Annotated in this window: 15 protein-coding genes; 5 read left to right on the top strand and 10 right to left on the bottom strand. The window is 74.5% G+C overall.

The features are described 5' to 3' along the window. Nucleotides 1–8: 8 nt before the first annotated feature. Both ABZ457_RS19920 and ABZ457_RS19915 read right to left on the bottom strand, forming a co-directional pair. The gene (locus ABZ457_RS19920) at nucleotides 9–650 is read right to left on the bottom strand and encodes a uridine kinase (protein WP_359158919.1); all 642 of its coding nucleotides are present in this window, start codon (nucleotides 648–650) and stop codon (nucleotides 9–11) included. A gap of 71 nt (nucleotides 651–721) precedes the next feature. Beyond that, complete coding sequence (locus ABZ457_RS19915; RefSeq protein WP_359158917.1) at nucleotides 722–1,390, bottom strand: winged helix-turn-helix transcriptional regulator; 669 nt, start codon at nucleotides 1,388–1,390, stop codon at nucleotides 722–724. A gap of 87 nt (nucleotides 1,391–1,477) precedes the next feature. Between ABZ457_RS19915 and ABZ457_RS19910 the strand changes: the two genes are divergently transcribed. After that, the gene (locus ABZ457_RS19910; protein ID WP_018848660.1) at nucleotides 1,478–2,689 is read left to right on the top strand and encodes a pyridoxal phosphate-dependent aminotransferase; all 1,212 of its coding nucleotides are present in this window, start codon (nucleotides 1,478–1,480) and stop codon (nucleotides 2,687–2,689) included. A 97-nt stretch (nucleotides 2,690–2,786) separates the two neighbouring features. Here ABZ457_RS19910 and ABZ457_RS19905 read toward each other — a convergent pair whose 3' ends face one another. Next, complete coding sequence (locus ABZ457_RS19905; protein ID WP_359158914.1) at nucleotides 2,787–3,764, bottom strand: D-2-hydroxyacid dehydrogenase family protein; 978 nt, start codon at nucleotides 3,762–3,764, stop codon at nucleotides 2,787–2,789. A 35-nt stretch (nucleotides 3,765–3,799) separates the two neighbouring features. Here ABZ457_RS19905 and ABZ457_RS19900 point away from each other — a divergent pair, with 35 nt between their 5' ends. Beyond that, nucleotides 3,800–4,531, top strand: a complete 732-nt coding sequence (locus ABZ457_RS19900; protein ID WP_359158912.1) for a DUF2293 domain-containing protein — start codon at nucleotides 3,800–3,802, stop codon at nucleotides 4,529–4,531. Here the strand turns inward: ABZ457_RS19900 and ABZ457_RS19895 are convergent. From ABZ457_RS19895 to ABZ457_RS19885, 3 genes are all read right to left on the bottom strand, one after another. Continuing rightward, the gene (locus tag ABZ457_RS19895) at nucleotides 4,489–5,253 is read right to left on the bottom strand and encodes a chaplin (RefSeq protein ID WP_359158910.1); all 765 of its coding nucleotides are present in this window, start codon (nucleotides 5,251–5,253) and stop codon (nucleotides 4,489–4,491) included. The genes ABZ457_RS19900 and ABZ457_RS19895 overlap by 43 nt on opposite strands. A 151-nt stretch (nucleotides 5,254–5,404) precedes the next feature. After that, nucleotides 5,405–6,865, bottom strand: a complete 1,461-nt coding sequence (locus tag ABZ457_RS19890) for an SWIM zinc finger family protein (protein WP_359158908.1) — start codon at nucleotides 6,863–6,865, stop codon at nucleotides 5,405–5,407. After that, nucleotides 6,862–9,768, bottom strand: a complete 2,907-nt coding sequence (locus ABZ457_RS19885) for a DEAD/DEAH box helicase (RefSeq protein ID WP_359158906.1) — start codon at nucleotides 9,766–9,768, stop codon at nucleotides 6,862–6,864. The genes ABZ457_RS19890 and ABZ457_RS19885 overlap by 4 nt, the downstream gene beginning before the upstream one ends. 262 nt (nucleotides 9,769–10,030) lie before the next feature. On the opposite strand from ABZ457_RS19885, the gene ABZ457_RS19880 reads away from it, so the two are divergent. After that, entirely contained in the window at nucleotides 10,031–10,288 is a 258-nt protein-coding gene (locus tag ABZ457_RS19880) for a DUF6343 family protein (protein ID WP_359158904.1), read from the top strand. 49 nt (nucleotides 10,289–10,337) lie between these two features. Here the strand turns inward: ABZ457_RS19880 and ABZ457_RS19875 are convergent, their stop codons facing one another. The 4 genes from ABZ457_RS19875 to rpsA all read right to left on the bottom strand — a co-directional run bounded on the left by ABZ457_RS19875 (nucleotide 10,338) and on the right by rpsA (nucleotide 14,141). After that, nucleotides 10,338–10,703 (bottom strand): tetratricopeptide repeat protein, encoded by a 366-nt coding sequence (locus ABZ457_RS19875; RefSeq protein WP_018848667.1) that lies wholly within the window; start codon nucleotides 10,701–10,703, stop codon nucleotides 10,338–10,340. Nucleotides 10,704–10,796: 93 nt separating this feature from the next. Continuing rightward, complete coding sequence (coaE, locus tag ABZ457_RS19870) at nucleotides 10,797–11,396, bottom strand: dephospho-CoA kinase (protein ID WP_359158902.1); 600 nt, start codon at nucleotides 11,394–11,396, stop codon at nucleotides 10,797–10,799. Nucleotides 11,397–11,499: 103 nt separating this feature from the next. After that, nucleotides 11,500–12,441: a PAC2 family protein gene (locus ABZ457_RS19865; protein WP_359158900.1), complete on the bottom strand. Its 942-nt coding sequence runs from the start codon at nucleotides 12,439–12,441 to the stop codon at nucleotides 11,500–11,502. A 206-nt stretch (nucleotides 12,442–12,647) separates the two neighbouring features. Beyond that, nucleotides 12,648–14,141 carry a 30S ribosomal protein S1 gene (rpsA, locus tag ABZ457_RS19860; protein WP_018848670.1) on the bottom strand — a complete coding sequence of 498 codons (1,494 nt, stop codon included), beginning with the start codon at nucleotides 14,139–14,141 and terminating at the stop codon, nucleotides 12,648–12,650. Between the two features lie 423 nt (nucleotides 14,142–14,564). On the opposite strand from rpsA, the gene ABZ457_RS19855 reads away from it, so the two are divergent. Next, the gene (locus ABZ457_RS19855) at nucleotides 14,565–15,389 is read left to right on the top strand and encodes a class I SAM-dependent methyltransferase (protein WP_359158897.1); all 825 of its coding nucleotides are present in this window, start codon (nucleotides 14,565–14,567) and stop codon (nucleotides 15,387–15,389) included. A 189-nt stretch (nucleotides 15,390–15,578) separates the two neighbouring features. Then, nucleotides 15,579–18,197 (top strand): ATP-dependent helicase HrpB, encoded by a 2,619-nt coding sequence (hrpB, locus tag ABZ457_RS19850; protein ID WP_359158895.1) that lies wholly within the window; start codon nucleotides 15,579–15,581, stop codon nucleotides 18,195–18,197. The last annotated feature ends 17 nt before the right edge of the window (nucleotides 18,198–18,214 follow it).

The following is an 18,214-nucleotide window of genomic DNA, read 5'->3' as shown; positions in this document are numbered from 1 at the left end:
GTCGTGGTTCAGGTCGGCAGGCCGGTCCAGGCCGGGCGGCGGGGGTCGTCGGCGCGGACCACGACATCGGCCGCGTGCTCCGGGTCGGCCTCCGTCTCATAGCGGGCGAAGGCGGGCAGGGTCCAGCGTTCGCCCTGCGGGGTCCGGCGCTCCAGGGCGGCCGGGGAGAGCCGCAGATGCACGGTCAGGTCGAAGGGGAACCAGTGCCCGAGCAGCAACGGCCCGTGCAGCAGCAGCACTCCGCCCGGCGGCAGGGCGACGCGCGGGGAGCGGGTCGCCCGGTCCGTGGCCGGGTCCCACAGGTCGGGCAGGACGCGGCCGTCCCCGTCGGTGTCCAGCGGTCCGATCACCTCGCGCCAGAGGGCGCCGGTGTCGAACCAGCCGCCGTAGTACGTGTCCGGGTCCTCGCGCCCGTACTCGTACCGCAGTGAGGCGGGGCGCAGAAAACCGTCGGTGCCGACGACCAGCACGCCGTGTCCGGCCAGGCGCAGTTCCTCGCCGATCCGCCCGGCCAGTTCGCCCGGCCGGGCGGCCGGGGCGCCGTCGACGCCGACGCGCAGCCAGGGGCCGCCGCCGGCGGGCCGCGCCTCCCGGAGGCGTTCCGCGATCCGGGCGGCCAGCAGGTCCCAGGTGATCGGCTCGACTCGCACGGCTCCATCATCACCCGGGCCGGTCGGGAACGGGCCGGGCCGGGAACGGGCCGGGAACGGGCCGGGGCCCCTCAGGTCGCGGCCGGGTCCGTGCCGACGAGGGCCGCGTCGCCCTCGACCTTGATCCGGCCGGCGCCCACGCCTTCCCCGAGGGTCAGTTCACCGGCGATCAGCTCCCGGCAGGTCGCCGTGTCGAGCGTCAGCACCGCGCCGGGCGACGCGGCGGGACCGTCCCCGTAGGGCCCGTCCTCGCTCTTCACCGCGCCGAGCCGCACATGGAAGACGCCCTCGTCGACCCGGACCTCCACCACCTCGGACGCACCGGACCGACCGGCCGGGGCCCCCGCCGCCAGCAGGCCGAGCAGGGGCACGGCGAACCAGTGCGCCCGCACCGCGTCCGTGGGCCGGGGCGCGCCGAGTTCGGGAGCGCCCCAGACGGCGAGCGCGCCGAGCACCGGCAGCAGCGCCCGCCCGCGCCCGGTGAGTTCGTACACCGAGGCGGCGGCGGGAGGCGGCAGGCGGCGTCGCGTCGCCAGGCCGGTCTGCTCCATGTCCTTGAGGCGCGCCGCCAGGACGTCGGTGCTGACGCCGGGCAGGTCCGCGTGGAGGTCGGTGTAGCGGCGGGGTCCGGCCAGCAACTCCCGTACGACGAGCAGCGTCCAGCGGTCTCCGACGACATCGAGGGCGCGGGCGGCGGCGCAGTACTGGTCGTAACTCCGGCGGCGGGTCTGACGTGGCATGCGACGCAGTCTAGACATGTTGTTGGACTTTCCAAGCTCCTACTTGGTAAAACCAAGTACGCCATTTCAGTCCTGGGAGGCCACGGCATGGAGTTCCGGCAGTCGAGCAAACTCAGCGAGGTCTGCTACGAGATCCGCGGCCCGGTGATCGAGCACGCCAACGCGCTGGAGGAGGCCGGTCACAGCGTCCTGCGCCTGAACACCGGCAATCCGGCCCTCTTCGGCTTCGAGGCTCCGGAGGAGATCGTCCAGGACATGATCCGGATGCTGCCGCAGGCGCACGGGTACACCGACTCCCGGGGCGTCCTCTCCGCCCGCCGTGCCGTGGTCCAGCGCTACCAGGCGATGGGCCTCGCGGACATCGACGTGGACGACGTGTTCCTCGGCAACGGAGTCTCCGAGCTGGTCTCCATGGCCGTGCAGGCCCTGCTGGAGGACGGCGACGAAGTGCTGATCCCCGCGCCGGACTTCCCGCTCTGGACGGCGGTGACCACGCTCGCCGGGGGCCGGGCCGTGCACTATCTGTGCGACGAGGAGTCCGACTGGTACCCGGACCTGGACGACATGGCCGCGAAGATCACCGACCGGACGCGCGCCGTGGTGATCATCAACCCCAACAATCCCACCGGTGCGGTCTACCCGCGCGAGGTGGTCGAGGGCATCCTCGAACTGGCCCGGCGCCACCAGCTGATGGTCTTCGCCGACGAGATCTACGACCAGATCGTCTACGACGACGCCGTCCACCACCCCACCGCCACCCTCGCCCCCGACCTCGTGGTGCTGACCTTCGGCGGGCTGTCCAAGACCTACCGGGTCGCCGGGTTCCGTTCCGGCTGGCTGGTCGTCAGCGGCCCGCGCCACCACGCCCGGAGCTATCTGGAGGGGCTGACGATGCTGGCCTCGATGCGGCTGTGCGCCAACGCGCCCGCGCAGTACGCCATCCAGGCCGCGCTCGGCGGACGGCAGTCCATCCGGGAACTGGTCGCCCCCGGCGGGCGGCTCCACGAACAGCGCGAGCGGGCCTGGCAGCGGCTGAACGAGATCCCGGGAGTCTCCTGCGTGAAGCCGAAGGGCGCGCTGTACGCGTTCCCGAGGCTGGACCCGAAGGTGTACCCGATCCACGACGACGAGAAGTTCGTGCTCGACCTGCTGCTGCGGGAGAAGATCCAGGTGGTGCAGGGTACGGGGTTCAACTGGCCGCGCCCGGACCACTTTCGGATCCTGACCCTCCCGTACGCCGACGACCTCGACGCGGCGATCAGCCGGATCGGGCGGTTCCTCAAGGGCTACCGGCAGTAGGCGCTGCCGGGGCGGGGGGCCGCTCGGCCCGGGGGCCCGGGGGCTCGGGCGGGCCGGGTTTCAGGCCGCCGGGGCCGGGTTTCAGGCGGTCCGGGTTTCAGGCCGCCGGGGCCGGGGCGACCAGGACGCGGACGGGGTCTCCGGCCAGATAGGCCGCGATGTCCTCGACCGCCTCGCGGAAGTAGCCCCGGTAGTTGCGTCCGGTCACATAGCCGAGGTGGGGCAGCCCGAGGAAGTTGGGCGCGGTGCGCAGGGGGTCGTCCGCGGGCAGGGGTTCGTGCTCGAAGACGTCCGACCCCGCTCCCGCGATCCATCCCTCGCGCAGGGCCTCCAGCAGCGCCGCCTGGTCGACGATGGCGGCGCGCGAGGTGTTGACCAGGTAGGCGGTCGGGCGCATCCGCTTCAGTTCGTCGGCGCCGATCAGCCCGCGCGTCCGGTCACCGAGTTGCAGATGCACGGAGACGACGTCCGACTGCTCCAGCAGCTCGCCGAGGGAACCGGCCCGGACCGCGCCGTGCTCGGCGGCCCGTTCGTCGGTGAGGTGGTGGCTCCACGCCATGACCTCCATGCCGAAGGCCCGGCCCACCCGGGCGACCTGCGCGCCGATCTTGCCGAGGCCCAGCAGGCCGAGCCGGGCGCCGTGCAGATCGGTGCCGAGGGTGGACTGCCAGGGCCCGCCCTCGCGCAGGGCCGCGTTCTCGGCGGGGACATGGCGGGCGAGGCCCAGGATGAGCGCCCAGGTCAGCTCGGCCGGCGGTTCGGAGTTGCTGGCGGTGCCGCAGACGGTGACGCCGTGGCGGGCGGCGGCGTCGAGGCCGATCGAGGCGTTGCGCATCCCGGAGGTGACGAGCAGCCGCAGCCGGGGCAGCCTGGCCAGGAGCGACGCGGTGACCGGGGTGCGCTCGCGCATCACGACGAGGATCTCGCAGTCGCCGACCTCCCGCACCAGGGCGTCCTCGGAGGTGAAGTGCTCCTGGTGGGAACGGACTTCGACGCGGTCGGCGAGGACGCTCCAGTCGGCGAGGGTGAGGGCGACGTCCTGGAAGTCGTCGAGCACGGCGCAGCGCAGGGTCATGGGAGCCGAGCGTACCCGGTGGGTAGAACTCCCCCATGGCGCCGGTGGTCTTCCAGCTGCGCAGGGGGCGGCACTGCGCCGGGTGCCGCCGGGGACCGCTGCCGATGTACACGGTGGAGGCCGGTGTGCCCGTCTGTCTGGACTGCGCCGATCTCGGCCATCTGGTCTTTCTGCCGCGTGGCGACGCGGCGCTCACCCGCCGGGCCCGCGCGGGCAGTTCGCTGTTCGCCGTGGTCGTCCGGCCGGACCGGCGCCACGGCCGGCCGGAGCGGCTGGGGCTGCTCGTGGAGCAGGCGGCGCTCACCTCGGCGGAGGCCGCCTGCCTGGCCGACGCGGGTGCGCGGGCCCGGCGGCGGGCCCGGGACGCCGAGCGCCGGGCGGCCGCGGACCGCCGTTTCACCGAGGCCCTGGCCACCGAGATCCAGCGGCTGTACCCGGGGTGTCCCGGGGAGCGGGCCGCGGGGATCGCGGCTCATGCCTCGGTGCGGGGCAGCGGGCGGGTCGGCCGGACCGCCGCGGGACGCGCCCTCGATCCGGGCGCGGTGACGGCGGCGGTGCGGGCCTCGGTGCGCCATCTGGACACCCCGTACGACGCCCTGCTCGCGGCCGGGGTCGTCCGCCACCGGGCGCGGGCGCGGGTGGCGGACGCGGTGGACGCCGTGCTGGCCTCCTGGCGGGCCGTACCGGCGGCGCGGCGGCCGCCGTTGGACGGCGGGCCTCCGTCTCAGGCGGAGGCGCCGCCGGACGCGGGGCGGAAGCGGCGGTAGAGGACGGCACCGCCGAGGAGCATCGCGGCACCGGCCGGTACGGCGAAGGCCAGGGAGTCGGCGCCGGTCCGGGCGAGGGAGGCGCCGGCGGGCGCGGGCTCCCCCGCCGGAGCGGCGGGCTTCTGCGCCGCGGCGGGCTTCGGGGCCTGCGGGGTGGGCTTGGCGGGGGTGACCGGCTTCACCGGGGGCTTGCCCGAGACATTGGTGGAGGTGTTGCCCACCGCGGGGTTGCCGATGCCGACGACGTTCACCGAGTTGCCGCTGACGTTGACGGGGAGGTCGACGGGGAGCTTCGCACCGTTGCCCGAGAGGACGCCCGGGGAGTTGGCGGTGTCACCGCCGGCCGTGGCGCCGCCGCCGGAGTTGTGCCCGCCGGAACCCTGCTGGGAGCCCCCGCCCTGCTGTGAACCGCCGCTCTGCGAGCCGCCGTTCTGGGAGCCGCCGTTCTGGGAGCCGCCCGAGTGCGAGCCGCCGCCCTGCGAGACATTGGCGCAGGAGTTGCCCGCGGCCGGGTTGAGCAGGCCGACGACGTTGACCGTGTTGCCGCAGGCGTTGACCGGGACGTGCACCGGCACCTGGACGGAGTTGCCCGAGAGGACGCCCGGGGAACCGGCCGCGGTGCCGTCCGCCGTCGAGTCCGCCTGCGCCCACCCCGTGGACATGGCCAGCGCGCCACCCGTGAGCATCACGGTGACCAGGCCCTTTCGGTGAACCTGCCTCATGCGTCGTCCCTGCCTTCAGAAGTACCTCGCGGGGCACTTGCCCGCACCTGACTCAACGCCGCCACACGGCCTGAAGGTTCGGCCGATCGGGCTGTTCACCCCATGGTGTGAGAACTCTCGAACGCCGGGAACCGGAGGCGGCGTACGAGCGTCACGCGCGGGCGTCGGACCAGGCGTCCGGGCCCGGCTCCACGTCCTTGTACGCGCCCGCCTCGAAGTCCGGGGACGGGCCGGGGTCAAGGTCGGGGCCGGGGTCGGGGAGGTCCCCGCCGAGGAGGGTCGCGAGGGTGGCGACCGGGTCCGGGCCGGGGGTGCCGCGTGGCCACCAGTCCTCACGCCCGCGGTCCGACTCATAGCCGTACCAGAGCCCGTCCCGCCCCAGGCGCAGTTGGAGGGCCGGGGCGGAGAGCCGGTTGCGCCAGGGGCGGAAGGCCGTCAGGCCGGCCGCGGCCAGTGCGGGCCGGGCCCGGTCGAAGGGACCGGCCGGCGGGTCCCACGGTGCCTCCAGCACCTCCAGCGCGACGGCTCCGCCCTGACGCCAGGCCGCGACCGCACGGGCGAGGTCCGTCGGTGTGCGACCGGTGGCGGCGGCCAGGTCGCGGTAGAGGGCGCGGGTGGAGGCGGTGAGCCCGGATCCCGGGTGGGCGGCGGCCAGCCGGACGGCGTCCTGCCAGGGGGTGAGCCCGGCGACCGGATCGTCTCCGGTGGTCAGCAGCGCATGGGCCCGGGCCGCCGCCTCCCCGGCCAGGAGGTCGAGGGCGAGCGGATCGGGTGCGCCGGGCGCGTCCGGGCAGGCGGGGGGACGCCCGGGCCCCGGTGGCGGAGGGAACGGCGGCGGCAGCGCGGACCGGTCGGCGGCGTGGACCGCTTCCCGGGCGGTGACCGTCGCCGGCGGGGCGGGTGCCTGCGCGCGCTCGGCGGCGGAGCGGCCCGCGTTGCGGCGGGCGAGGTCGGCCAGGATCCGGCGCTCGCCGCGGCCCCGCATCAGGAAGAGCACGAAGGGGTCCTCGTCGAGGAGGGCGGCCGTGCGGTAGCAGAGGGCGGCGGCGTGTTTGCAGGGCAGGCCGTCGTCCGGGCAGGAGCAGTCGGTGACCAGGTCGCCGGGGGCCGGCAGCAGGTCCGCGGTGGCGGCGAGGGCCTGGGGCACGTCCTTGTCGAGCAGCGCGGCGATATGGTCGGGGCGGGCGGCGGCCTCGTCGAGCAGATGGTCCCACTCCTCGTCGCCGAGGGTGCGCAGCCGGATCTCGGTGCGGTACGGGCGGATGCGGCTGCCCTGTACATAGGCCGTGACCCGGCCGGGTGTGACGGTGACGGACGCGACCATGCCCTGGCGCGCGTAGCGGCGGCCGCGCTCCAGGCGGGCCGGGTCGAGGGCGGTGTCCTCCAGGGCGGCCACCCAAGCGCTCCCCCACCAGGTGCCGGCGCTCTCCCCGTCACCGGCTTCGGCCCCGCCGGCGGAGGCCGCGCCGGCGGAGGCCGCGCCGGTGAAGGTCTCGGCGGTGAAGGTGCGGCGCAGGTCGTCATGGGCCGGGCGGGCGGGCCCGGCGGCCCCGGCCCGGCGGCCCCGGGGAGACGAGTGCGGTGGAGGTGGCGGGGGCGGGGGCGGGGTCATGACGCCCTCCGGAGCGAGACGAGATCACTCAGTTCACGGTCGGTCAGCTCGGTGAGCGCCGCCTCGCCGGAGCCGAGCACGGCGTCGGCGAGGGCCCGCTTCCCGGCGAGCATCTCGGCGATCCGGTCCTCGACGGTGCCCTCGGTGACCAGCCGGTGCACCTGGACGGGCTGGGTCTGCCCGATGCGATACGCCCGGTCGGTGGCCTGCTCCTCCACCGCCGGGTTCCACCAGCGGTCGAAGTGGACGACATGGCCCGCCCGGGTGAGATTCAGCCCGGTGCCCGCGGCCTTCAGGGAAAGGATGAACACCGGGACCTCGCCCGACTGGAAGCGGTCCACCATGCGTTCCCGCTCGGCGACCGGGGTGCCGCCGTGCAGCAGTTGGACGGGGACCGCGCGGGAGGCGAGGTGGCCTGCGAGGAGGCGGGCCATCGCGACGTACTGGGTGAAGACGAGGACAGAGCCGTCCTCGGACAGGATGGTGTCGAGCAGCTCGTCCAGCAGGGCGAGCTTGCCGGACCGCCCGGCGAGCCGGGCCGGACCCGCGGCGCCGGTGCCCCGGGTGCCAGGGCCGCTGCCGCCGTGCTCCTTGAGGAACTGGGCGGGGTGGTTGCAGATCTGCTTGAGGGCGGTCAGCAGCTTCATGATCAGCCCGCGCCGGGCCATTCCGTCGGCCGCCTCGATCGCGGCCATGGTCTCGCGGACCACGGCCTCGTACAGGGACGCCTGCTCCCGGGTCAGCGGCACCGGATGGTCGGTCTCGGTCTTCGGGGGCAGTTCGGGGACGATGCCCGGGTCCGACTTCCGCCGGCGCAGCAGGAACGGCCGGACGAGACGGGCGAGCCGCTCGGCCGCGGCCGGGTCCTCTCCGCTCTCCACCAGCCGCGCGTGGCGGGCGCGGAAGGAGGTGAGCGGGCCCAGCAGCCCGGGGGTCGTCCAGTCCAGCAGCGCCCACAGCTCGGAGAGGTTGTTCTCCACGGGGGTGCCGGTCAGGGCGACCCGGGCGGGCGAGGGAATCGTCCGGAGCGCCTTGGCCGTCGCGGAGAAGGGGTTCTTGACGTGCTGGGCCTCGTCGGCGACGACCATCCCCCAGCCGTGCGCGGCCAGCCGCTCGGCGCTGCCGCGCATGGTGCCGTAGGTGGTCAGGACGAAGCCGCCGCCGGACGCGGGGAGTTCGCGGTCCGTGCCGTGGAAGCGGTGGACGGGGACGCCGGGCGCGAACCGGGTGATCTCCCGCTGCCAGTTGCCGAGGAGGGAGGCGGGGCACACCACGAGGGTCGGCTCCGGGCGTGCGCGTCTGAGATGGAGGGCGATCACCGTGACGGTCTTGCCGAGGCCCATGTCGTCGGCCAGGCAGCCGCCGAGGCCGAGCGAGGTCATCAGATCCAGCCAGCCGAGCCCCCGGAGCTGGTAGTCGCGCAGGGTCGCGGCGAGCCCCGGCGGCGGCTGGGGCACCGGTGCCGTACCGGCCGCGAGCCGGTCGCGCAGAGCGGCGAGGGCACCGGTCGGGACGGCCTCGACCGTCTCGCTGTCCACCTCCGCCGTGCCGGTGAGGGCGACGGCGAGCGCGTCGACCGGGGCGAGGAGGCCCAGTTCCCGCTTGCGCGCCTTCCGGACGAGGTCCGGGTCGACGACCACCCACCGGTCGCGCAGGCGCACCACCGGCCGGTGCGCCTCGGCGAGGGCGTCCATCTCGCCCGGGGTGAGCGGATCCCCGTCGAGTGCGAGCTGCCAGTCGAAGGCGAGCAGTTCCGTGCTGTCGAAGAAGGGGGTGCCGTCCGTCGCCGAGCCGGGGGCGGGGCGGACCACGGCGGCGGCGCTGAGGGTGCGGGCGAGCTCCCGTGGCCAGTGGACCGCGATCCCGGCCGCGTCCAGCCGGGCGGCGCCCGGTCCGAGGAGGTCGTACAGCTCGGCCTCGGTGAGGGCGAGGACGTCCGGGACGTTCTGTTCCAGCAGCCGGCCGAGGGGCGACCAGACCCGCACCGCGCGGCGGAGGGCGAGCAGGGCGTCGATCCGGGCGCGCGGCCCGAACTGCTCCTCCGCCTCGCCGGCCCACAGGCCGGCGGCGTCGACGACCAGGGCGGCGTCGGCGAGGCTGTGGACCTGGACGACGGCGGCGGCCGCGTTGCGCCGTGCGTCCTCCTCCGCGAGGCCGCCTCTGTCGTGGCCCGCTTCCGGCGGGTCGGCCGCGTCGAAGAGGGTGAAGGCGGAGAGGTCGAGCCGGAGGGAGACGCGCACGCCCGCGTCCATCCCGGCGGCGGCCTCGGCGGCCCAGCTCCGGGCGTGGGGCAGGTGCTGCGGGGCGGTGGCGGCGAACGGCGCGCCCGCCGCGTGGGCGGCGGCCGGGGTGCGGGGCAGGGCGTCGGCGACCGCGTCGAACAGCTGCCGGACGAGGGCTTCCGGCTCGGGCAGCCGCAGCGGGGGCGGGCCGGGGACCGGGACGGCGTGGGCCTCGGGGGGCATGGCGGCGGCGATGGCGCGCAGCTGCGCGATGTCGTCGGCGTCCAGCGGGCCGGCCCGCCAGGCGTCGTGGTCGGTGTCGGTCAGACCGGGCAGGAGGCGGCCGCGCGCCACGAGGTGCAGCGCGTGCAGGGCGGCCGCGCCCCAGCAGGCGGCGGCCGGGTGGGCGAGGGGGTCGTGGCGGGCGGCGACGAGGACGGGGAGGGCGTCGGTGACGGTGAGCAGGCGGGCGGGCACGGTGCGGCTGCGGACACCCCGGCCGTGGGCGCGGACCACGGTGATCGAGCCGTCGGCGCCCGGCACCTCGCCGCCGTCCGGGGCCCAGAAGGCGACTCGCCCCTCGCGCGGCAGGGCTCCCGGGAGGAAGACGGCGGCGCAGCGGAGGAGGCCGTGCGTGACCGCCCGGACGCTCTCGGGCGCGGGCGCGTTGGGCGCGGTCATGACGAACACCTCCTCCCCTGTTCGGGCGGCACTCCTCGTGCGCGCCCGTCCGACGACGCTTCTGACGCCTCTGATGTCTCCGGCGACAAGGACGACCTTACGGGCGGGGTCTGACAACGCCCGTCCGCACGCCGCTGACCTGCATGTATCCGTCCAGCGACCGCCGCGGAGCACGGGCCCGGCGGGATCAGCGGGATCAGCGGCGTGTGGCGGGTACCCGCAGGGGTGACGGGTGCACGCTGGAGTCGGGGAGGTGACAGCCATGCGATCAGGAAACGAACCGGCCACCGCCCGCAGCCCTCTGCGGATGCGCCTGGTGCTCGGCGTGTGGGGCCTGCTCTGGGCGGCCGGCGGCACAGTGGCGTTCGCCCTCGTGGGGCGGACCGGCTGGGCCGTGGCCTGCGGGGTGCTGTTCCTGGTGGTCGTCGTGGACGTGGTGATGGTCGTCCGGCACATCCGCCAGGGGCCGCACTACCAGCCGGGCCGGGACGTCCCGCCGTACGAACCGGACCGCGAGTGACCCCGGCCGCCGGACGACACCGCATCGGCGCGCCGACCGTGCCGTGCGCTCAGGCGTCGTCGAAGCGGGCCGCGCGCAGGTACTCCGGGTTGGGGTCAAGGGCCGCCGCCAGGCGGAAGTGGCGCTTGGCCTGCTCGGGCCGCCCGGAGCGCTCGAAGGTGCGGGCCAGCGCGAAGTGGGCGAAGGCGTTGTCCGGCTCGCGTTCGAGGACCAGCTCGAACTCCAGCTCCGCCGGTCGCAGTTGCGCCGCCGCGAAGAACGCCCGGGCGCGCAGCAGTCGGGCGGCCGTGTTCTCGGGATGGGCGGCGATCACCGAGTCCAGCAGCTTCACGGCACCCCGCGGGTCCCGCGCGGCGAGCAACTGCTCGGCGGCGCGGAAGTCGATGACATGTGTCTCAGGGTTGCTGTCGGGCACGCTCGGATCCTTCCCCTCGTCCGGTGGTCCGAACACCGGAGCCGAAGGGGCTTATTCCGCGGGCCCGGCCCCCGGGTTCCGCGGCCCGGCCCGTCAGGCGGTCGCGCGGCGGACCAGTTCCTCCCAGACCTTGCGGACCTGGGGCTCCAGCTCGGCGAGCGGCCCGTCGTTGTCGATCACATGGTCGGCGATCGCGAGCCGTTCCTCGCGGTTCGCCTGGGCCGCCATGCGCGCCCGTGCCTCGGTCTCGGACATCCCGCGCAGCGTCATCAGCCGGTCGAGCTGCGTCTCCGGCGCCGCGTCCACCACCACGACGACGTCGTAGAGGCCGGCGAGGCCGTTCTCGGTGAGCAGGGGCACATCGTGGACCACGACGGAGTCCGGGGCAGCGGCGGCCTGGAGTTCCTGGGAGCGGGCGCCGACGAGCGGGTGCACGATCGCGTTCAGCGCGGCCCGCTTCTCGGGGTCCTCGAAGACGATCGAGCCCAGCCGGGGCCGGTCGAGGGTGCCCTCGGGGGTGAGGACACCGGGCCCGAAGGTCTCGACGATCGCCGCGAGGCCGGGGGTCCCGGGCTCGACGACCTCGCGCGCGATCCGGTCGGCGTCCACCAGCACGGCCCCGTACGAGACCAGCAGCCGGGACACCTCGCTCTTGCCTGCGCCGATTCCACCGGTCAGGCCCACGGTCAGCACGGCATACCCTCCATTCGCGCACAGCCTCCACTCGCCCGGGACGCCCGCCTCCGGTGGCAGACCGGTGCCCTCCGCCCGGGAGCGGCGAGCGCAGCCTAGCCGATCACCCGGTGTCGCCCTCGCGCTCGGCCAGGAAGCGCTCGAACTGGAGGCCGATCTCGTCGGCGGAGGGGAGGTCGACGGGCTCGGCGACCAGGTTTCCCCTGGTCTCGGCCCCCGCGACCGCGTCGTACTGGTGCTCAAGCCCCTGGACGAGGGCCACCAGTTCCTCGTCACCCTCGCCGATCTGGCGCTCGATCTCGGTCTGGGTGCGGTGGGCGGCGGTCCGCAGGGTGTGCGCCACGCCGGGCAGGACCAGCCCGGTCGCCGCGGTGATCGCCTCCAGCGCCGTGAGCGCCGCGTCCGGGTAGGCGGAGCGGGCCACATAGTGCGGGACGTGGGTGGCGACACCGAGGACGTCGTGGCCGGCCTCCATCAGCCGGTACTCGACCAGGGCCTCGGCGCTGCCGGGCACCTGCGCCTCGTCGAAGGGGCTGCGGTGGCCCGGCACCAGGTCGGTGCGGTTCCCGTGCGGGGTCAGGCCCACGGGGCGGGTGTGCGGGACGCCCATGGGGATGCCGTGGAAGTTGACCGAGAGGCGTACCCCGAGGCGTTCGACGATCCGGCGCACGGCGGCGGCGAAGCGCTCCCACTCGACGTCCGGCTCGGGGCCGGAGAGGAGGAGGAACGGGGCGCCGGTCGTGTCCTGGACGAGACGCACCTCCAGCGTGGGCGCGTCGTAGCCGGCCCAGCGGTCGCGGCGGAAGGTCAGCAGCGGGCGGCGGGCGCGGTAGTCCACGAGCCGGTCGTGGTCGAACCGCGCGACGACCTGGTGCGGAAGCGTGCCGAGCAGGTTGTCGACGATCTGCTCACCCGTCTCCCCCGCGTCGATGTAGCCCTCGAAGTGGTACAGCATGACCAGGCCGGCCGACTCCTGCGCGAGAGCCATGTCGACGACCGCGAGCCCCTTGGGGTCCCATTCGTACAGTCCCTGCGGATCAAGCACGATTACCGCTCCTCCTCGTGTCCGCTTGCGTCAACGCCCGGTGACGGAGGGGCATTCCCGGGCCAGGGGGTGAACGGTCCCGGATTACCGCTCGGTTGGCGGCAGGCCGGGAGGACACGGCCGCGAAGGACCGCAGACGCGGCGAGGCCCGCCCCCCTTGCAGGGAGCGGGCCTCGCTTCAGCTTGCGACAGTCGGGGTCAGAGCGTCAGCTCTGGCCACCCGCCAGCTTCTCGCGCAGGGCGGCGAGCGCCTCGTCCGACGCCAGGGCGCCGGAGTTGTCGTCCGACTCCGAGGAGTAGGAACCACCGGTCGGCGCGGCGGCCGGAGCGGCGGCGCCACCCTCGGCAGCGGCGGCCTCGTCGGCCTCGCGGGACTTGATGACCTGGGCCTGGTGCTGCTCGAAGCGCTGCTGCGCCTCGGCGTACTGGGTCTCCCACGCCTCGCGCTGGGTCTCGTAGCCCTCGAGCCAGTCGTTGGTCTCGGGGTCGAAGCCCTCGGGGTAGATGTAGTTGCCCTGGTCGTCGTAGGACGCGGCCATGCCGTACAGGGTCGGGTCGAACTCGACCGAGGCCGGGTCGGCACCGAAGGACTCGTTGGCCTGCTTCAGCGAGAGGCTGATGCGACGGCGCTCGAGGTCGATGTCGATGACCTTGACGAAGATCTCGTCGTTGACCTGGACGACCTGCTCCGGGATCTCCACGTGGCGCTCGGCCAGCTCGGAGATGTGGACCAGACCCTCGATGCCCTCGTCCACGCGGACGAACGCACCGAACGGAACGAGCTTGGTGACCTTGCCGGGGACGACCTGACCGATCTGGTGGGTCCGGGCGAACTGCTGCCACGGGTCCTCCTGCGTCGCCTTCAGCGACAGGGAGACACGCTCGCGGTCCATGTCCACGTCGAGAACCTCGACGGTGACCTCCTGGCCGACCTCGACAACCTCGGACGGGTGGTCGATGTGCTTCCAGGACAGCTCGGAGACGTGCACCAGGCCGTCGACGCCGCCCAGGTCCACGAAGGCACCGAAGTTGACGATCGAGGAGACGACGCCGGAGCGGACCTGACCCTTCTGCAGGGTCGTGAGGAAGGTCTGGCGGACCTCGGACTGGGTCTGCTCGAGCCAGGCGCGGCGGGACAGGACCACGTTGTTGCGGTTCTTGTCCAGCTCGATGATCTTGGCCTCGAGCTCCTTGCCCACGTAGGGCTGGAGGTCGCGGACACGACGCATCTCGACGAGGGACGCGGGCAGGAAGCCGCGGAGGCCGATGTCGAGGATGAGACCACCCTTGACGACCTCGATGACGGTACCGGTGACGATGCCGTCCTCTTCCTTGATCTTCTCGATGGTGCCCCAGGCACGCTCGTACTGGGCGCGCTTCTTCGAGAGGATCAGGCGGCCTTCCTTGTCCTCCTTCTGGAGAACCAGGGCCTCGATCTCGTCGCCGACCTTGACGACCTCGTTCGGGTCGACGTCGTGCTTGATCGAGAGCTCGCGGCTCGGGATGACACCTTCGGTCTTGTAACCGATGTCGAGCAGGACCTCGTCCCGGTCGACCTTCACGATGACGCCGTCGACGATGTCGCCGTCGTTGAAGTACTTGATCGTCTCGTCGATCGCGGCGAGGAAGGCTTCCTCGTTACCGATGTCGTTGACCGCAACCTGCGGGGTGGTGGCGGTGGTCTCGGTGCTGCTCGTCATGTGGGAAAGGGCTCCGGTACGGACATTGAAGTCGTAGGTACTGCTACGCCGAGAGCCCGTGTCGCAACTGCAGAAGTCGGACAGCCTAGGAAGCGCCGGCCAGGAAACTCCCGGGGCGCCTCGTGAACCGAGGGGACATACATACAGATGCGAGCGCGGCCTGCTCGGTCTGAGGCGCGCAGGCCCGCAGCGCAACTTGTAGCATACGGGGGCCGCCGGGGGCGGTCAATGCGCGAAGCCGCCCACCCGGGGCGGAACGCCCCATTCCCGGCACAATTCATGTCCGCCGAGGCCACGACGCCCAGTACGGCCACACGGTACGACCGCCCGATACGACTGTCCGGTACGAGGCGGCACGACGCGGCGCGTTCGACGCGGGGGCGGCCACGCGGTGGCGGTACGAAAACTACAACGACGGTGACGATGAGCCAAGATTTCGAACCGGAAGCGACCCGGCGTGACGCGGGGGACGCGGAGAGCAGCCGGGCGAGCCGCGGCTGGTGGGACCGGAACGCCGACGAGTACCAGCAGGACCACGGCTCCTTCCTCGGCGACGACCGCTTCGTATGGGGACCCGAGGGGCTGGACGAGGCGGAGGCCGGACTCCTCGGCCCGGCGCCGTCGCTGAAGGGGCTCTCGGTCCTGGAGATCGGCGCGGGCGCCGCCCAGTGCTCCCGCTGGCTGGCCGCACAGGGAGCCCGGCCGGTCGCACTCGACCTCTCCCACCGCCAACTTCAGCACGCGCTGCGCATCGGGGGCGGCCCCGGTGACGGTCCCGGCGGCCTGGCCCTGGTCGAGGCGGACGCGGGGACGCTCCCCTTCCGTGACGGCTCCTTCGACCTGGCCTGCTCGGCGTACGGGGCGGTGCCGTTCGTCGCCGACCCGGTCGGGGTGTTCCGCGAGGTCCGCCGCGTGCTGCGGCCCGGCGGGCGGTGGGTCTTCTCGGTGACGCACCCGATCCGCTGGGCCTTCCCCGACGAACCCGGCCCGGAGGCCCTGACCGTCGCGGCCTCCTACTTCGACCGGACCCCGTACGTGGAGCAGGACGGGAACGGCGAGGCGGTCTATGTGGAGCACCACCGCACCCTGGGCGACCGGGTCCGGGACGTGGTCGCGGCGGGGTTCCGCCTGGTGGACCTGGTCGAGCCGGAGTGGCCGGCGTGGAACGGGCAGGAGTGGGGCGGCTGGTCCCCGCTGCGGGGCAACCTGATCCCGGGCACGGCGATCTTCGTCTGCGAACGGGACTGAGGGGGCGGGACTGAGGGCTCGGGGCAGAGGCATCGGCGCTGAGGGCTCGGGGCAGAGGCATCGGCGCTGAGGTCCGCGCGCGGGCCGCAACGGGCTGGTGGCGGATCAACCGGTCGTACGAGCACATGATCAACGGTCCCTGTGGACAACCTGGAACGCCGCCCCGGCGCCCCGTACGAGACTGATGACGTGATCCGAAACGACGCACTCGACCGTCTCCCCGTCCGCCGTGCCGTGCCCGCGCTGCTCTCCGCACTGGAGAGCAGCGGGACCGCGGTCCTGCACGCCCCGCCCGGCACCGGCAAGACCACGCTGGTACCGCTGGCGCTGGCCGGTCTGACCGGCGAGGGGCCGCGGCGGAGCGTCATAGTGGCCGAGCCCCGGCGGATGGCCGTGCGGGCGGCCGCGCGGCGGATGGCGTGGCTGCTCGGGCAGGACGTCGGGGAGGAGGTCGGCTTCTCGGTGCGCGGTGAGCGCCGGGCCGGCCCCCGCACCCGGGTCGAGGTGGTCACCACGGGTGTCCTCCTGCAACGGCTCCAGCGCGACCCGGAACTCCCGGGCGTCGACGCCGTGCTGCTGGACGAGTGCCATGAGCGCCATCTGGACGCCGACACCGCCCTGGCGTTCCTGGCCGACGTCCGGGCGACCCTGCGGCCCGAGCTGCTGCTCGTCGCCGCCTCGGCCACCACCGACACCGAGCTGTGGTCCCGGCTGCTGGCGGCGGACGAGGGGGCGGGTGCGGGTCCGGCGCCGGTCGTCCGCAGTGAGGAGGCCGGTCACGGCGTGGACGTCTGCCACGCGCCGCCACCGTCCGGGATCCGGCCGGCTCACGGCACCTGGGTGGACTCCCGGCTGCTGGCGCATGTGGCGGCCACGGTGCGCTCGGCGCTCACGAGCCATGCGGGCGATGTCCTGTGCTTCCTGCCGGGCACGGGCGAGATCGCGCGGACGGCGGGGATGCTCGACGGTGTGGGGGCGGAGGTCCTGCAACTCCACGGCCGCGCACCGGCCGCCGTCCAGGAGGCGGTCCTGCGCGGCGGGGAGCGCCGGCGGGTGGTGCTGGCGACCTCCGTGGCCGAGTCCAGCCTGACCGTGCCCGGGGTGCGGATCGTGGTCGACTCCGGTCTCGCCCGGGAGCCGAGGGTGGACCACGCCCGGGGTCTGGGGTCCCTGACCACGGTGCCCGTCTCGGCGGCGGGCGCGGAGCAGCGGTCGGGGCGGGCGGGCCGTGAGGCGCGTGGGGTGGTCTACCGCTGCTGGGCGGCCGCGGAGGACACCCGCAGGCCGCGCTTCCCCTCCCCCGAGATCCGCATCGCCGACCTCGCCTCGTTCGCGCTGCGGGTGGCCTGCTGGGGCGATCCGGAGGCGAGCGGGCTGGCGCTGCCGGAGGCCCCGCCGGCGGGCGCGATGGCGGCGGCACGCGCGGTGCTGGCCGCCGTGGGGGCGGTGGACGAGAGCGGCCGGACGACGGTGCGGGGCGAGCGGATGGCACGGCTCGGCGTCCACCCGCGCCTCGCCAGGGCGCTGCTGGACGGCGCGCCACGCCTCGGGGCACGGCGCACGGCGGAGGTCGTCGCGCTGCTGAGCGAGGAGCCGCCCCGGGAGTACGGGGACGATCTGTCCGCCGCGTGGCGCGCGGCACGGCGGGGCGGTGACGCGTACGGAGCGCGCTGGCGCACCGAGGCCCGCCGCCTGGAACAGGCCCTGTCGTCCGTGACGGCTGCGACGGCTGCCGGGGCGGGGCACGGGTCTCCGTCGGGGGACCGGGGCGGGCCGGGGGCCCCGGCGACGGACCCGGGCGACCGGGCCGGGGGCGAGGGGCCCGGTCGGGACACGGCGGCGGGGGTGGTCGCGGCCCTGGCGTTCCCGGAGCGGGTGGCGCGCGCTCGCGGCGAGGGGGCGTTTCTGATGGCCTCCGGCACCCGGGCGGAGCTGAGCGGGGAGTCCGGGCTGCGCAAGGTGCCGTGGCTCGCGGTGGCGGTCGCGGACCGGCCGGTCTCGGCCGCCTCGGCCCGGGTGCGGCTGGGGGCGGTGGTGGACGAGGAGACGGCCCGGGAGGCCGCGTCCCATCTGCTGACCTCGTTCGAGGAGGTGCGCTGGGCGGAGGGTGATGTGGTCGCACGGCGGGTGGAGCGGCTGGGCGCCGTGGAGTTGGGGGCCCGGCGGCTGGAGGCCCCGGACCGGGCTCTGGTGCGGGAGGCGCTGCTCGACGGGCTGCGCAGCGAGGGCCTGGGGCTGCTGCACTGGTCGCGGGACGCGGAGGGGCTGCGGCAGCGCCTCGCCTTTCTGCACCGGGTGCTGGGGCCGCCGTGGCCGGATGTGTCGGAGGGGGCGTTGCTGGAGCGGCCGGACGACTGGCTGGAGCCGGAGCTGTCCCGGGCCCGGCGGCGGGCGGACCTGGCGCGGATATCCGCCGGGGAGGGGTTGCGGCGGCTGCTGCCGTGGGCCACGGGCGAGGCCGCCCGGCTGGACGAGCTCGCCCCCGAGCGGATCGAGGTGCCGAGCGGCTCCCGGATCCGGCTGGACTACGGCCCGGATCAGCCGGTGCTGGCGGTCAAGCTCCAGGAGTTGTTCGGGCTGCGGCGGACACCGGAGGTGGCGGGCACCCCCGTGCTGGTCCACCTGCTCTCCCCGGCCGGGCGGCCCGCGGCGGTCACCGCGGACCTGGCCTCGTTCTGGCAGGACGGCTACCGCGCGGTGCGGGCCGAGTTGCGGGGGCGCTACCCCAAGCACCCCTGGCCCGAGGACCCGTCGACCGCGCAGCCGACCCGGTACACCACGTCCCGCCGGGCGCGCGGGGAGGAGTAGCGCGAGGGCGGGCGCGC

The sequence above is a fragment of the Streptomyces sp. NPDC005805 genome (assembly GCF_040630445.1).
Taxonomy (GTDB): Bacteria; Actinomycetota; Actinomycetes; order Streptomycetales; family Streptomycetaceae; genus Streptomyces.
This window is presented reverse-complemented; position numbering and strand designations above follow the sequence as displayed.

Excerpts from the sequence above, each read along its gene's own strand:
- ABZ457_RS19915 (WP_359158917.1), bottom strand. The coding sequence starts at position 1,390 with ATGCCACGTCAGACCCGCCGCCGGAGTTACGACCAGTACTGCGCCGCC.
- ABZ457_RS19910 (WP_018848660.1), top strand. The coding sequence starts at position 1,478 with ATGGAGTTCCGGCAGTCGAGCAAACTCAGCGAGGTCTGCTACGAGATC.
- ABZ457_RS19905 (WP_359158914.1), bottom strand. The coding sequence starts at position 3,764 with ATGACCCTGCGCTGCGCCGTGCTCGACGACTTCCAGGACGTCGCCCTC.
- ABZ457_RS19900 (WP_359158912.1), top strand. The coding sequence starts at position 3,800 with ATGGCGCCGGTGGTCTTCCAGCTGCGCAGGGGGCGGCACTGCGCCGGG.
- ABZ457_RS19895 (WP_359158910.1), bottom strand. The coding sequence starts at position 5,253 with ATGAGGCAGGTTCACCGAAAGGGCCTGGTCACCGTGATGCTCACGGGT.
- ABZ457_RS19890 (WP_359158908.1), bottom strand. The coding sequence starts at position 6,865 with ATGACCCCGCCCCCGCCCCCGCCACCTCCACCGCACTCGTCTCCCCGG.
- ABZ457_RS19885 (WP_359158906.1), bottom strand. The coding sequence starts at position 9,768 with ATGACCGCGCCCAACGCGCCCGCGCCCGAGAGCGTCCGGGCGGTCACG.
- ABZ457_RS19880 (WP_359158904.1), top strand. The coding sequence starts at position 10,031 with ATGCGATCAGGAAACGAACCGGCCACCGCCCGCAGCCCTCTGCGGATG.
- rpsA (WP_018848670.1), bottom strand. The coding sequence starts at position 14,141 with ATGACGAGCAGCACCGAGACCACCGCCACCACCCCGCAGGTTGCGGTC.
- ABZ457_RS19855 (WP_359158897.1), top strand. The coding sequence starts at position 14,565 with ATGAGCCAAGATTTCGAACCGGAAGCGACCCGGCGTGACGCGGGGGAC.